At 65.1% G+C, this 13,826-nt stretch carries 9 protein-coding genes and 1 pseudogene; 5 read left to right on the top strand and 5 right to left on the bottom strand.

From position 1 onward, the window contains the following. Nucleotides 1-22 precede the first annotated feature (22 nt). Genes CXQ91_RS13645 through CXQ91_RS13655 form a run of 3 tightly spaced genes read right to left on the bottom strand, consistent with a single transcriptional unit; the run spans nucleotide 23 to nucleotide 3,296 of the window. Nucleotides 23-1,096: a low specificity L-threonine aldolase gene (locus tag CXQ91_RS13645; protein ID WP_104174452.1), complete on the bottom strand. Its 1,074-nt coding sequence runs from the start codon at nucleotides 1,094-1,096 to the stop codon at nucleotides 23-25. Between the two features lie 41 nt (nucleotides 1,097-1,137). Next, the gene (locus CXQ91_RS13650; RefSeq protein ID WP_104174453.1) at nucleotides 1,138-1,896 is read right to left on the bottom strand and encodes an SDR family NAD(P)-dependent oxidoreductase; all 759 of its coding nucleotides are present in this window, start codon (nucleotides 1,894-1,896) and stop codon (nucleotides 1,138-1,140) included. Next, the gene (locus tag CXQ91_RS13655) at nucleotides 1,893-3,296 is read right to left on the bottom strand and encodes a DUF6421 family protein (RefSeq protein ID WP_104174454.1); all 1,404 of its coding nucleotides are present in this window, start codon (nucleotides 3,294-3,296) and stop codon (nucleotides 1,893-1,895) included. Before CXQ91_RS13655 ends, CXQ91_RS13650 begins: the two co-directional genes overlap by 4 nt. Before the next feature lie 799 nt (nucleotides 3,297-4,095). Here CXQ91_RS13655 and CXQ91_RS13660 point away from each other — a divergent pair. The 5 genes and pseudogenes from CXQ91_RS13660 (at nucleotide 4,096) to CXQ91_RS24500 (ending at nucleotide 10,345) form a co-directional block, all read left to right on the top strand. After that, on the top strand, nucleotides 4,096-5,652 hold the full coding sequence (locus tag CXQ91_RS13660; RefSeq protein ID WP_104174455.1) for an amino acid permease: 1,557 nt from the start codon (nucleotides 4,096-4,098) through the stop codon (nucleotides 5,650-5,652). Between the two features lie 177 nt (nucleotides 5,653-5,829). After that, a pseudogene (locus tag CXQ91_RS25745) lies at nucleotides 5,830-5,933 on the top strand (short-chain dehydrogenase); the annotation flags it as partial. Between the two features lie 124 nt (nucleotides 5,934-6,057). Further along, complete coding sequence (locus CXQ91_RS13665) at nucleotides 6,058-6,363, top strand: hypothetical protein (protein ID WP_104174456.1); 306 nt, start codon at nucleotides 6,058-6,060, stop codon at nucleotides 6,361-6,363. A 129-nt stretch (nucleotides 6,364-6,492) separates the two neighbouring features. Beyond that, nucleotides 6,493-10,143, top strand: coding sequence for a methionine synthase (metH, locus tag CXQ91_RS13670; RefSeq protein WP_104174457.1), 3,651 nt, complete (start codon nucleotides 6,493-6,495; stop codon nucleotides 10,141-10,143). 49 nt (nucleotides 10,144-10,192) lie between these two features. Further along, on the top strand, nucleotides 10,193-10,345 hold the full coding sequence (locus CXQ91_RS24500; protein ID WP_028269736.1) for an LPXTG cell wall anchor domain-containing protein: 153 nt from the start codon (nucleotides 10,193-10,195) through the stop codon (nucleotides 10,343-10,345). On the opposite strand, the gene CXQ91_RS13675 is transcribed toward CXQ91_RS24500, so the two are convergent. Beyond that, nucleotides 10,335-13,232, bottom strand: coding sequence for an ATP-binding cassette domain-containing protein (locus CXQ91_RS13675; RefSeq protein WP_104174458.1), 2,898 nt, complete (start codon nucleotides 13,230-13,232; stop codon nucleotides 10,335-10,337). The two genes, CXQ91_RS24500 and CXQ91_RS13675, sit on opposite strands and share 11 nt — an antisense overlap. After that, nucleotides 13,229-13,786, bottom strand: coding sequence for a hypothetical protein (locus CXQ91_RS13680; protein WP_104174459.1), 558 nt, complete (start codon nucleotides 13,784-13,786; stop codon nucleotides 13,229-13,231). The genes CXQ91_RS13675 and CXQ91_RS13680 overlap by 4 nt, the downstream gene beginning before the upstream one ends. Between the last annotated feature and the right edge of the window lie 40 nt (nucleotides 13,787-13,826).

Genomic DNA, 13,826 nt, shown 5'->3' on the forward strand with positions numbered 1-13,826 from the left:
GATGGCAGTTACGCCTCCTTATTTAGGCGTTTCGTTGTGAAGCTGGAGAGCCTACGGCAGCCTTCACTGCAGCAACGAGAGAGTGGACGTCGGTTTCGGTGGTGTCCCACGAGCACATCCACCGGACTTCCCCGCGTGCCTGGTCCCAGTCATAGAAGCGGAAGGATTCCCGGACTTTCGCCGCTGCCCCGGTTGGAAGGACGGCAAAGACGCCATTGGACTGAGTTGGTGGCGTCAGCGAGACGCCGTTAATGGCCGAGATTCCTTTGCTGAGACTTTGGGCCATTTCGTTGGCCTGACAGGCGGACCGCAGCCACAACCCATCCGTTGGCAGGGCTACGAGTTGCGCAGAGACGAAACGCATCTTTGAGGCCAGTTGCATGTTCATCTTGCGCAGGTAGCTCATGCCTGGGTCGGACTGTGAGCTGAGCCAGATAACGGCTTCGCCGAACAACAGCCCGTTTTTGGTGCCGCCAAAAGACAGGACGTCGACACCGACGTCGGTGGTGAACGCCCGCGAAGGAAGCCCGAGATGTGCTGCAGCGTTGGCCAGCCTTGCTCCGTCCAGGTGCAGTTTCATTCCCTTCGCATGGACGTGTTCAGCGATCCGTTGGATTTCTTCCGGCGTGTAGCAGGTGCCCAGTTCGGTGGTCTGGGTGATCGAAACGACCAGCGGTTGCGCCCGGTGCTCGTCTCCCCACCCCCAGGCTTCGGCGTCGATCAATTCCGGGGTGAGTTTGCCATCCGGTGTGGGGACAGGGAGGAGCTTTATTCCGCCAATCCGTTCCGGGGCGCCGTTTTCGTCGGTATTGATATGCGCTGTTGCTGCGCAGATGACAGCGCCCCAACGCGGGAGCAGGGCTTGCAGGGCAAGGACATTGGCCCCTGTTCCATTGAAGACCGGATATGCGGTAGCAGCTGCCCCGAAGTGGGACTTGATGAGAACTTGAAGCGCTGCTGTGTAGACATCTTCGCCGTATGCGGTGACGTGGCCTTCGTTGGCTGCCTGAACTGCTTCGATGATTTCGGCGTGAGCCCCGGCGTAGTTATCCGAGGCGAAGCCCCGGTATGCCGGGTCGTGCAGGCGTCCCGTCAGTCCCTGCGCGGGACGCCTGCTTTGGTATCAAGGCTGACGCTTTATGCCGGTGCGCCCACGAGGTGGCCGGCCGTGAGGGGCAGGCGCCGCCCGTTGATCTGTTCTGCCTCCATGTGGAAGATCCGCTGTACAGCGTCGGCAAGGACACTGACATCGGTGAAGCCCGGAAATCTCCGTTCCGGCTGGGCTGCGCGCATCCGGTCATCGACCAGGGCCTTCACGACGAAGACCAGGGCGGCTGAATGTTGGGCGGAGAGGGGGCTTTCGTTTACTCCCTGCACCTGCCGGAATCCGTCGGCCACGGCCAGGGTCCATGCCTCGGCGGCGGACTTGACGGCGGCATAGGCGGCGCCGTCCGCTGTCGGCGAGGAAGCGGACTGCGCGGAAACAACGGCCAGGCGACCCACAGGGGAGGCAGCCAAGTCATCGTACAACGCGCGGCTGGTGTTCCTCAGGGTGGTGAGGACGCTGGTGTGCAGGAAGTCCCAGTCTTCATCCGTCTGGCCCTTAAGGCCTGTGCCGCCTCGCCACCCTCCTACAAGATGGATAAGGCCGTCCACGGGACCCAGATCGGCCCGGACAGACGCCGCCAAGTCCTCAACGGCTTGCAGGTCCGCGAGGTTGCAGACATAGCCCGTAACGTTGTCGTACGCTACCGAGAGCTCCTGCACTCGGTCCTCAAGAATGTCCACGGCGGCTACGCGTGCCCCTGCTTGCGAGAGGGTGCGGACTACTGCGACGCCGGCTGCGCTTGTCGAACCGGCGACGACGACCGTACGCCCCGAGAGGTCCTGGCTCATGCGCCCGCCTCGCCCTCAGTCTTGACAGGGCTCTTACCGGTGATTCCTGCAGTTGAGTCAATAACAGGGCGCATCTTCTTCTCCAGTGCTTCGTAGAACATCGACAGGGGGAATTCGTCATCAAGGATCTGGTCCGTCAGATCCCGGGGCGGGCCGTCGAGCCGAAGGGCCTCCGGTCCCTTGGCCCACACGGAGGCGGGGTGGGGGGTGAGGGTTTCCGAGACGAGCTCGTAGGCAGCCAGCCAGTGTGCGGTCTTCGGCCGGTCGATTGAACGCCAGTAGAGTTCCTCGATGCGGAGACCCAGCTCGACGACCACGCCGGCGACGTCCTTCCAGTCGATGCTCAACTTTCCATCGGTCCAGTGCAGGACCCGGTGCTGGTGCATCCATGCGAACAGCAATTGGCCGCCCACGGCGTCGTAGTTACGGACCCGGTTCCCGGTAATCGCGAAGCGGAAGATGCGGTCGAAGATCACGGCGTACTGGACCAGCTTGGCGTGCTTGCGGGCGTCCTCGGAAGCCGTTTCGTCCCGCTCGATGAGGACTGATTCGCGGAAGGCGGTCAGGTCGCAGCGGAGCTCTTCCAGGGAGTACAGGAAATAGGGCATCCGCTGCTTGATCATGAAGGGGTCAAAGGGCAGGTCACCGCGCATATGGGTCCGGTCATGGATCAGATCCCACATCACGAAGGTCTTCTCCGTGAGGTGCTGGTCGTCGATGAATTCCGCGGCGTCAGCCGGCAGGTCCAGGGAAGTGATGTCGGCAGCAGCCTTTAGGACGCGACGGAACCGGGCAGCTTCGCGGTCCGCGAAAATGCCTCCCCAAGTGAAGGAGGGGGTGCTCCGGACCGCTACGCTCTCGGGGAAGAGAACTGCGGAGTTCGTGTCGTAGCCGGGCGTGAAATCGACGAAGCTGATGGGGACGAACAGCTTGTTGGAGTAGTTTGCGGCCTCCAGTTCAGCCACGAATGAAGGCCAAATGACCTCGATGAGGACGGCCTCGAAGTAGCGGTTGGTGCTGCCGTTCTGCGTGTACATGGGGAACACAACCAGGTGCGGTAGCCCGTCGATGCGCCACTGCTCGGGGTGGAAGGCTACCAATGAGTCGAGGAAATCCGGTACGACGAAGCCCTCGGATGCCCACCGCTGGATGTCCTGCACGAGCAGTTCAAGGTAGTCCCTGTCGTGGTGGAGGTGGGGGCGCAGATCGTTGATTGAGTCAGTAATGATGCCGACATTCTGGCGTGCCTGGTCATGGTCAGCGGGTTCCGGAACGGAACCGTCCTGCACTTGAACCTGCTGCAGCCCGATGACGGCTGCCTTCAGAGCCTGCCATGCGGGGAGCGCCTTGACGTCGTCTGCCCGGGTGGTTGTCACTTCCGGGTTTGCGATTACAGACATGCTCGTTCCTTCCGTTGAGGGGATTCCTGAAGAAGCTAGCAGTGCGTAAGCATCCGTGAAGGATTCTTCCCGCATGAATAAGAAATACTTTTGCTCGGCGCCCGCTCTTCTGCGCAATGCCTGCGTTTGACCTTAGGGTCGGGTGTCTTTAGGGCATCCCAGAACGGGCGCATCACGATTGAATAAGACGCGCTATCGGGACGATCCGAGGTTCAGTTCCTGCCACTCGTGCCATCAGTGGCTTGCCTTGGCCGTAAGGCCGCACCGGCGCTGCTGCGTCTGTCGCTGGTTCAAATTCCCGCTGATACCTAACGCCAACTGGCCGCCATAGCAGATCATCAGAGCTGCTTAGTCACCGGGCGGCATTAGATCAGAAACTCTTACGCTCAGATCGGATAACCCATGCCTATGCGTAAGGACTTGACCGTCGGACGTGCAACATTCGCCACGCCAAATGTCGCCTCCTTTGCGTGTGTTAGCTTGATCACCATCCTTCCCGGCCCGAGGGCTTCGGAAGGCCCCAAATTCACCGCAGCTACCTTTTCGGAGGCACCATGGGACTTGGCTCCCACACGCAAATTAGTGATCGGGCTATTGCTACCGACACCCCTGAAACCGGTCTTTGCTCCGGTTCAGGACTGTTTCTTAGCTCGGGGTCCACCACCACGCAGGCAGCACCGCGCGGGGACGCGATGACCTATCTGCTCGACACGGCAGTCGCAGAAGCCTGCACCGGTCGAGCCGCTATTGGCACCGGGAACCCGACCCGGCCCGCAACGATATCCCAGGGTGGTGCTGCATGACACCACCGAGCGGAACTCTCGCAGAAATCAAGCCCGATGGAACAGAAGGGTCTTCCCTTGCGATAGCGGCAGATCACGCTTCCGGCGAATCCACCAACGAACTCAAGCGCGGGCTAAACCACCGCCACCTGCAGATGATCGCCATCGGCGGTGCGATCGGTACCGGGCTGTTTGTGGCCTCGGGCAGCACCATTTCCCAGGCGGGTCCCGGCGGCGCGTTGGCCGGCTACGCGCTGGTCGGGCTGATGGTGTTCCTGTTGATGCAGTCACTGGGCGAGATGTCGGCCAAAATTCCGGTTGCCGGTTCGTTCCAGTCCTTTGCCACCCGTTTCGTCTCCCCGTCCTTTGGGTTCGCGATCGGCTGGAACTATTGGTTCAACTGGGCCATCACGGTGGCCGCAGAGCTGGTAGCGGCCGGAATCATCATGGACTTCTGGTTCCCGGGGGTCCCAGGATGGGTGTGGGCCGGGATCTTCCTGCTGGTGCTGACCGGGCTTAATGCCCTCTCGGCCAAGGCCTTTGGTGAGTCGGAGTTCTGGCTCTCACTGATCAAGGTTAGCGCAGTGGTGCTCTTCCTGATCGCCGGCGTGCTGATGATTTTCGGCATCCTCGGGGATAGCTCTCCGGGACTGAGCAACTGGGAAAACCGCGATGACGTGTTCCACGGGGGTTGGGTCTCGATCATCTCGGTCTTCATGGTTGCCGGGTTCTCCTTCCAGGGCACCGAGCTTGTAGGAGTCGCCGCCGGCGAAGCGAAGAACCCGCGCCGCGAGGTGCCGAAGGCTATCCGCACTGTCTTCTGGCGCATCATGCTTTTTTACATTGGCGCCATCTTTATCGTCGGCTGCCTCATCCCGTTCACCGATCCGAGCCTGCTGGCCTCCGGTGAGTCCGATATTGCATCATCGCCCTTTACCCTGGTCTTCTCTCGCGCCGGAATCGCCTTCGCGGCGGCCTTGATGAACGCCGTGATCCTGACCGCAATCCTGTCCGCGGGCAACTCCGGACTATATGCCTCCACTCGGATGCTTTACGCCATGGCCCATGACGGCATGGCCCCGAAGATCTTCGGCCGAACCAATGCGCGTGGTGTACCGATCGCGGCGTTGCTCGCGACGGCGGCCGTGGGACTCTTCGGGTTCCTCTCCGCGATCGTGGGGCAGGGTGCAGCCTACTCCTGGCTGCTGAACATGTCGGGCCTATGCGGCTTCATCGTCTGGGCGGGAATCGCGGTCTCCCACTACCGTTTCAGGCGCGGCTTCCTGGCCCAGGGAAACAAAGTCAGCGACCTGCCGTACAAGGCATCTCTGTTCCCCATTGGCCCACTGCTGGCCTTCGCCCTGCTCATACTGGTCATCGCGGGACAGAACTACGAGGCTGTGCTTGCCGGACGGTCCGTGGAGGTGCTTTCCTCCTACATCGGGTTGCCGGTCTTCATCGTTCTATGGCTGGGTCACCGCTACATCACCAAGTCCAAAGTAGTGCCGCTGCTCGAGATGGATCTCACGGCACCTAAGGACGTCGAGGACGAACTTAGGGGCGCCACCCGGTAACCATGCTCCTCGAGCTACCCCACGCATTGCGGAGACCGCGGTAGTTGAGGGGTCAGGAACGGCTAGAACGGGGGATCTAGCAGAGAGAGGGAAGCCGGGTGCGAATTGCACCCGGCTTCGCTCTTTCCCCAGGTCAATATCGACCGATTCTGACCCACGCCTGGCAACCCTCCGAAAAGCGCAGCCCAGCTCGCCGTCTCCATCACCTCCTGATCAGCGACGACGGCACCAACATCAACGGCGCCATCCTCGCCTCCGACGGCGGCTTGTCAGTGCTTTAGGGGGCCCGGATAGACACGCCAGGGGCCAACGCACTGCCGGTTCAAGGCCAGCCCTCCGGCCCTACCGGGATGACGCTGGGAGGCCTATCTTTGACCTGTCGTAGCCCGAGCGAAAGGAACGGCGATGTTCACTTTGCAGATCAGCTATCTAGTCCGGGAGTACGAGGCTTTCAAGAAGGTGTTCGACACAGATCCTGCAGGCCGCGCCGCCTCGGGCGCCAGGTCTGTCCGCCTGTTCCGGGATACAGAGGACCAGAACAGCGTGGCCGTGCTGCTTGACTTCGACACCAAGGACGCTGCGAACGCCTTTCTGGCGCGGCTCCGCAGCGAGGTGTGGGATAAACCGGAGGTGATAGGGCAGCTGATGACGGGGTCGCCGACGGCCAGGATCCTGGAGGAGACGGCCCGCGAGGGCCAGGGCGCGGGCTAACCGCTGAGAGTCCGTCCCCCTGCAGGATGAGAAGTGGGCGCCGGCGGGACCTCCCGCCGGCGCCCACCCGCCGTCGTAGCACACGGGAAACACGGCGCAATCTTCGGACCCCGCCCGTAGTCTGTTTAGATGCCTCGTTTTGCGCTTGATATTGAGTCCGTTCCCCGTCCCGTCCGTTCGCAGGAGCTGCTGGATGCCGTGAATCACCGGGTCGTCATCGCCGATGGGGCGATGGGCACCATGCTGCAGGGGCGGGAGTTGTCGCTCGAGGACGACTTTCTGGGACTGGAGGGCTGCAACGAGATCCTCAATGCCACGCGACCGGATGTCCTCGCGGACATTCATGACGCGTACTTCGCGGTGGGGATCGATGCGGTCGAAACCAACACCTTCGGCGCGAACTGGTCCAATCTCTCCGACTACGGCATCGACGACAGGATTGAAGAGCTCGCCCGGAAGGGCGCGGAGATCGCCCGTGACCGTGCCGAAGCGGCAGAAAAAACAGACGGCCGCATGCGCTGGGTCCTGGGCTCGATGGGGCCGGGCACCAAGCTCCCCAGCCTCGGCCACACCAGCTACGACTACCTCAAGCAGACCTTCGCCCTGCAGGCCGAGGGCCTCATCGACGGGGGAGCGGACGCCTTCCTCATCGAGACCAGCCAGGACCTCCTGCAGACCAAAGCCGCGGTCAACGGCTGCAAGCAGGCGATCGTAACCCGCGGCATCCGGCTCCCGATCTTCGTCGAGGTGACCGTCGAAACCACCGGAACCATGCTGATGGGCTCGGAGATCGGCGCCGCGCTCACCGCGCTCGAGCCGCTCGGCGTCGACGCCATCGGTCTGAACTGTGCCACCGGGCCGGATGAGATGAGCGAGCACCTGCGCCACCTCGCCAAGCAGTCCTCCGTGGCAATCGCGTGCATGCCCAACGCCGGCCTGCCCGTCCTTGGTGCCAACGGCGCGCACTATCCGCTCTCACCCGTAGAACTCGCCACCGCGCACGAGCAGTTCGTCCGCGAATTCGGCCTGGGTCTGGTGGGCGGATGTTGCGGTACGACGCCGGAGCACATGGCCGCCGTCGTCGAGCGTCTTGCGCCCTTCCGCACCGCCGCCGCCGTCACCAGCGGCGGGAGGGGCGCCGACGGCAGCCGCCTTCCCACCGAGCGTGAAGCAGGCATCGCTTCCCTCTACCATCATGTGAATTTCGACCAGGAGTCTGCGTACCTCGCTATTGGCGAACGCACCAACGCGAACGGTTCAAAGGCGTTCCGCCAGGCAATGCTCGACGAGCGCTGGGACGACTGCGTCGATATCGCCCGCGAGCAGGTCCGCGTCGGCGCGCACCTGCTCGATGTGTGCATTGACTACGTGGGGCGCGACGGCGTGGCCGACATGAAGGAGATCGTCTCACGTTTCGCGTCGGCCTCCACGCTCCCGCTCGTCATGGACTCCACGGAACCGGCCGTACTTCAGGCCGGGCTCGAACACATCGGCGGACGCCCGGTGGTCAACTCCGTCAACTATGAGGACGGCGACGGCCCGGACAGCCGCTTCGCGCGGATCATGCCGCTCGTGAAGGAACACGGCACCGCCGTAATCGCCCTGACCATCGACGAACACGGCCAGGCACGCACCACCGAGGGCAAAGTGGCCATCGCCTCCCGCCTCGTCGACGCCCTGGTGGGCGAATGGGGGATGCGCGTCGAGGACATCATCGTCGACGCCCTGACCTTCCCCATCGCCACCGGCCAGGAGGAAACCCGCCGGGACGCCATCGAAACGATCGAAGCCATCCGCCAGATCACCGCGAAGTACCCCGGCATCAACACCACCCTCGGCGTCTCCAACGTGTCCTTCGGCCTGAACCCGGCAGCGCGCATGGCCCTGAACTCGGTGTTCCTGCACGAGGCGGTGCAGGCCGGCCTGACCAGCGGCATCATCGACGCGGCCAAAATCGTGCCGCTCGCGTCACTGCCGGAGGAACAGCGCAAGGTGGCCCTGGACCTCGTCTGGGACCGCCGCGAATACGACGCCGACGGCAACCTCACGTACGACCCGCTGGCCAGCATGCTGGACCTGTTTGCCGGCGTCGACACCGCAGCGCTGAAGGACCAGCGCGCCGCGGAACTCGCGGCGCTGCCCACCGGCCAACGCCTGGAGCGGCGCATCATCGACGGCGAAGGCAAGGGCCTCGAAGAGGACCTGGACCTGGCCCGCGCCGAGGGCATGACCCCGCTCGGCATCATCAACGACTACCTGCTCGAGGGCATGAAGGTGGTGGGCGAGCGCTTCGGCGCCGGCGAGATGCAGCTGCCCTTCGTGCTGCAGTCCGCCGAGGTGATGAAGACCGCCGTGGCGCTGCTCGAGCCGCACATGGAGAAATCGGATTCCTCGGGCAAGGGCACGATGGTGATCGCCACCGTGCGCGGCGATGTGCACGACATCGGCAAGAACCTGGTGGACATCATCCTCACCAACAACGGCTACAAGGTGATCAACCTCGGCATCAAGCAGCCGATCGCCGACATCATCGCCGCGGCCGAGGAACACAACGCCGACGTGATCGGCATGTCCGGCCTCCTCGTGAAGTCCACCGTGGTGATGAAGGAGAACCTCGCGGAACTGCAGTCCCGCGGGCTCGCGAAGCGGTGGCCGATCATCCTCGGCGGCGCAGCCCTCACCCGCGCCTACGTCGAGCAGGACCTGGCGGGACAGTTCGAGGGAGAAGTCCGCTACGCGAAGGACGCCTTCGAGGGCCTGTCGCTCATGGAGCCGCTGGTGCAGGTGGCCCGCGGCGCCGACCCCGCAGAGGTGGGCCTCCCCGCGCTGAAGAAGCGGATCCATAAAGGAGGCCCGAAGTTCAAGGTGACGGAGCCGGAGGCAATGCCCGGGCGTTCCGACGTCGCCGCCGACAATCACGTGCCTTCGCCGCCGTTCTGGGGCACCCGCATCGTGCGCGGCGTCTCGCTCCACGATTACTCTGCCTTCCTCGACGAACGCGCCACCTTCATGGGGCAGTGGGGGCTCAAGCCCGGCCGCGGCGAGGACGGCGCCTCCTATGAGGAACTGGTGGAACGCGAGGGCCGGCCGCGCCTGCGGTACTGGCTGGACCGCATCCTCGGCGAGGGAATGCTCGATGCCTCCGTCGCGTACGGGTACTTCCCGGTGGTCTCCGAGGGGGAACAGGTGGTGGTGCTGCACCACGGGGAGGATCGCGACGGCGTCCTCGGCACCGCGGGCCTGCTCGCCCCCGACGGCGGATCAGGCGGTCCGATCGGCACCGAGCGGCTGCGCTTCGACTTCCCGCGCCAGCGCCGCGACCGGCACCTGTGCCTCGCCGACTTCGTGCGCTCGCGCGAATCGGGGCAGATCGACGTGCTGCCGGTGCAGCTGGTCACCGCCGGCTCGAAGATCGACGAGGTCACGTCCGAACTGTTCAAGGGCAACCACTACCGCGACTACTACGAGCTCAACGGCCTGGTCATGCAGCTCACCGAGGCGCTCGCGGAATTCTGGCATGCACGCATCCGCTCGGAGCTGGGTTTCGCAGCCGAGGAGCCCAAGGACAAGGCCGGCCTGTTCAAGCTCGACTACCGCGGCGCGCGGTTCTCGCTCGGCTACCCCGCGTGCCCGGACATGGAGGACCGCCGCAAGGTGACGGAGCTGCTGCACCCCGAGCGGATGGGCGTGATCCTGAGCGATGAGCTGATGCTGCACCCCGAACAGTCCACCGACGCGTTCGTGTTCCATCACCCGGAGGCGAAGTACTTCAAGGTGTGAGTTGGGTGCTGGTGCCTGTTTCAGCAGGGATAAGGCCTAAGCTTCCCCTATGGGAATTATCATCACACTGCTTATTATCTGGCTTGTCCTTTCGATCCTCGGCTTCGTGGTGAAGGGCCTGCTGTGGCTGGCATTCATCGGCCTGATCCTGTTCGTGGCCACGGCCGTGTGGGGCTGGTTCAAGCGGAAAACTAACGCCTGATCTCCTCCAGATCAGATACGACGGCGGGTAGGGCCTTGGTGGCCTGCCCGCCGCCGTTGTATACCGGCTTCACCCGCCGGAACGCGGCGAGAATGGCCCGCCCCACCACAGCGATTCCGACGACCGTGGTGATGGCACGCAAGGTGTCCCAGCCCGCCGTCGACGTCACCAGCGAGTAGAGCAGGAAGCTGCTGAGGTTGGTGCCCAGCGGCGCACCGGCCACGTAGGAGATGCCGGTGCCGGCGCCGACCGCGAAGGGCCAGAACCACAGATTGGTCAGCAGCCCGAACAGGTAGGACGCCACGGCACCGTAGCCGCCCAGCATCCACAGCTCGGCTTTGCCCCGCACCTGCCGGGGGAGCAGGCCGGCACCGGCGCCCACCCACGCACAGGCGAAGATCTGGAACGGTGTCCACGGCCCGATCCCACCCCACAAGGCGCTGGAGACGGCGATGGTGGCGGCGCCGAGGAGCATGCCGAAACGGGCACCGAAGGCCCGGCCGGCCAGGATCAGCAGGATAAAGACCGCCTCCACGCCCCCGACGCCGGTGCTCGCCACCCGCACCGCGGAACCGACGGCGGCCAGGACGCCGAGCAACGCCACCGTGTGCGCGGAGCGGACCGAACCGTCCATGGACACAACGACGGCGACGGCGGCGAGCGGCGCAATGGCCAGCGCCGCGTAGGGGAGGGCCGCGGCGGCATCCTCCGGGAGGGCTGCGGCGAGCAGCGGCCAGCAGAATGCGCCGAGGGCCAGAAGATTTGCAGCTGCCAGAATTGCGAGCTCGACGCCCCGCGGCATCCGGACGCGGCGCTGTCTTGCCGGGCCCTGGGTGTCTGTTTGTTCGTCGCTGACCCTTGGCCTCGGTCCGGCATTCCCCTGCCGGGAAAGCGGGAGGGGCGGTTCCGGCGCATTGGCCGGCACGGAAGAAGGTACGACGCCGTCACGCATCGGGAGGATCCGGGCGCCGAGGTTGTGGGCAAAGTCGAGGTCGTGCGTGGCGATCAGGACCGCGGCACCGGCGTCCGCAGCGGCCCGCAGCGCCGCCGAGACTGCTGTGCGGGCAGCAGGATCGAGTCCGCGGGTGGGCTCATCGATCAGGAGTACCTGGGGCTCGTCCATGGTCTGCAGCGCGATGGCTAGGATCCTGCGCTCTCCTGCAGAGAGATCCCGGGGATGTTCATGTCCAATGGGAATCCGGACGTCCCCCCGCAAACGGGCCAAGTGTGAAGCCGCGGGCCTTGCGGGGAGCCGGTCACTGCGCAGGTCCTGGTGCCGCCCGGCGGCAGCCTTACGCGCAGCGCGCGCCTGGCGCCGATCGGCCGCGCGGAGCTCTGCTGCGACGGTATCCCTCGTGAAGAGGTCGTCCGAGGCGTCCGGGACGAGGGCGACGCGGCCGCCGTCGACCGTGCTTTCACCGCCCCTGCCTTCGCCAACCGTTCCTTCACGCTCCGTTCCTTCACCCAGGGCGAGCGCCACCAGGAGGGACGACTTTCCTGCCCCGTTCGGCCCCACGAGGGCCACCACTTCACCGCGGTGCAGGGTCAGGGACGCGTCATGCACGAGCGGTTTGCCCTTGCGGTGCACCGCGAGGTTTGCCGCAGTCAGGACGGGCACGTGCTCCGCTGGCTCTGCCGGCGTTGGGCGGGCACTAACAGGGGCCGAAGGCGCGGATGGCGCAGCACCCGGCACCAGGGCGTCGCCGTCGATGGTCCACCACGAGTCGGCAACCGGTACGAGCGCTGCCGCCCGGTGCTCCGCCACGATGACGCAGACACCGTCATCGCGGGCGAGGGCGTTGAGCACGGCGATGACGTGTCCGCGTGCTGCGGTGTCCAGGTCGGCCAAAGGCTCATCAACCAGGAGCAGGGCCGGATGCTCCACCACCGCGGCGGCGATGGCCACAAGCGTCGCCTCGCCTGCCGAGAGGGTGCTGATATTCCGGTCCAGCAGCGCCGACACTCCGATATGCTCCGCGACCTCCAGCACCCGGGTCTTGGCGGTCCCGGACGCCATGCCGCGCAGCTCCAGTGCGAGGGCGATTTCATCCCGGACCCGGGTAGAGGCGAAGGCAGCGCGGGGATTCTGCAATACGACGCCGACGAGGCGGGCGGTATCGCGCGGCGGCGTGGTGGCACGGTCCGTTCCGGCGACGCGCACGGTGCCGGAAACTTCTCCACCGTCAACGTGTGAGAGGAGGCCCGCGACGCCCCGCAGGAAGGTGGACTTGCCGGAGCCCGTCGGCCCGGTGATGACCGTTATGGACCCGCTCGACGGCGTGAACCCTGCGACGCGCACCCGCGCATCACCGATGCGGAATTCTGCGTCCCGGACGAGGACCGGCGCTTCGGTACCCTGGCCGGTCTGGTGTGCTGCCCGGCTCCCGAAGCCGCGCAGCTCCAGGGCTGCGGCAACCCGGCCCGCGTGCTCAAGGGTCCGCTCGAGCACGGGCACCAGGGCGCGGGGTCCGAAGCGTTCGCCCCGCAGTCTAAAGGCCAGGCGTACGGAGCTCACGGCGTCGGCTAGCGCCGGGAGCGCCGCCCAGGCCACCACCAAAGTCCGGGCCAGGCCCTGCATGGGGCCGCGGCGGGCCAGGAGCACGAAGCCGCGGGCCACATCCACAAACGCATTGAGCAGGCCGAAAGCGAGGAACATCCCGGCAATCGGCAAAGCGGACAGGACCGCCTGCCACAGGCCAGCTGCGGTTACCGGACCGAGGAGGACCACATGGGCGTACGGGGCAGGCAGCGGCACCGCCGGCAGGTCAAGCAGAACCGGTTCGCCAATGCCCGCCCCGTTGAAAAGGAAGCGGTAAATGACCCGCGCCGCGATGAAGACGACGGCGAGAGCCGCCGCTGCACGTAGCGGCGCGGGTCGAAAGGTCATGCCGCCGGTGCGGCCGGTGCGCCGTCGACCGTGAAGAGCAGTTCCACGCTCTGTCCCGGGCTCAGCTGCAGGGTGCTGAGGCCTTCCTGCGCGTATGCCCAGTCACCGGAGGCCGGCTTGACCCAGAGCGACCAGTAGGCGAAAGCGGCGGGCATCTTGCTGCAGTCTTCCCGGTACGTTCCTCCCTTGTGGGCGATGTCGAAGTCTGCGGCGGGGACGCCGTTCACACGGCACGCCAGTTCCTTGGGATATTCGGGAGTGCCCTCAGTTTTCACCTTTGCCTCGTCGAGCACCTTGGATGCGAGCGTCGGCCCGTCCACGGGCACGCAAACGGACGTATCAGCGGCAGCCTGCTTCAGGGAGCCCGAATCGACGATGACCTTCACCCCGGCGCAGGGCCCGGAGTCGGTGCTGGCTGAAGCTGTTGCCGGGGAAACCGGTGCAGAGCTGGTTGGCTGGGTGGCGGCCGGCGTGGAACAGGCGGCGAGGGTAAACAGGAGACCTGCGGCGGCGAGGGAGCTCGCGGCGGCGGTGCGGATCTTAGTCAAAGTCACGAGTCAAGGGTAAATCGTTGCCTGTCCGGATCCGGATGCC

Origin of the sequence: Arthrobacter sp. Y81, assembly GCF_002929335.1 — a bacterium.
GTDB lineage: Bacteria > Actinomycetota > Actinomycetes > Actinomycetales > Micrococcaceae > Arthrobacter.

Coding starts and splice junctions, on each gene's coding strand:
- CXQ91_RS13650 (WP_104174453.1), bottom strand. CDS start 1,896: ATGAGCCAGGACCTCTCGGGGCGTACGGTCGTCGTCGCCGGTTCGACA.
- CXQ91_RS13655 (WP_104174454.1), bottom strand. CDS start 3,296: ATGTCTGTAATCGCAAACCCGGAAGTGACAACCACCCGGGCAGACGAC.
- CXQ91_RS13660 (WP_104174455.1), top strand. CDS start 4,096: ATGACACCACCGAGCGGAACTCTCGCAGAAATCAAGCCCGATGGAACA.
- CXQ91_RS13665 (WP_104174456.1), top strand. CDS start 6,058: ATGTTCACTTTGCAGATCAGCTATCTAGTCCGGGAGTACGAGGCTTTC.
- metH (WP_104174457.1), top strand. CDS start 6,493: ATGCCTCGTTTTGCGCTTGATATTGAGTCCGTTCCCCGTCCCGTCCGT.
- CXQ91_RS24500 (WP_028269736.1), top strand. CDS start 10,193: ATGGGAATTATCATCACACTGCTTATTATCTGGCTTGTCCTTTCGATC.
- CXQ91_RS13675 (WP_104174458.1), bottom strand. CDS start 13,232: ATGACCTTTCGACCCGCGCCGCTACGTGCAGCGGCGGCTCTCGCCGTC.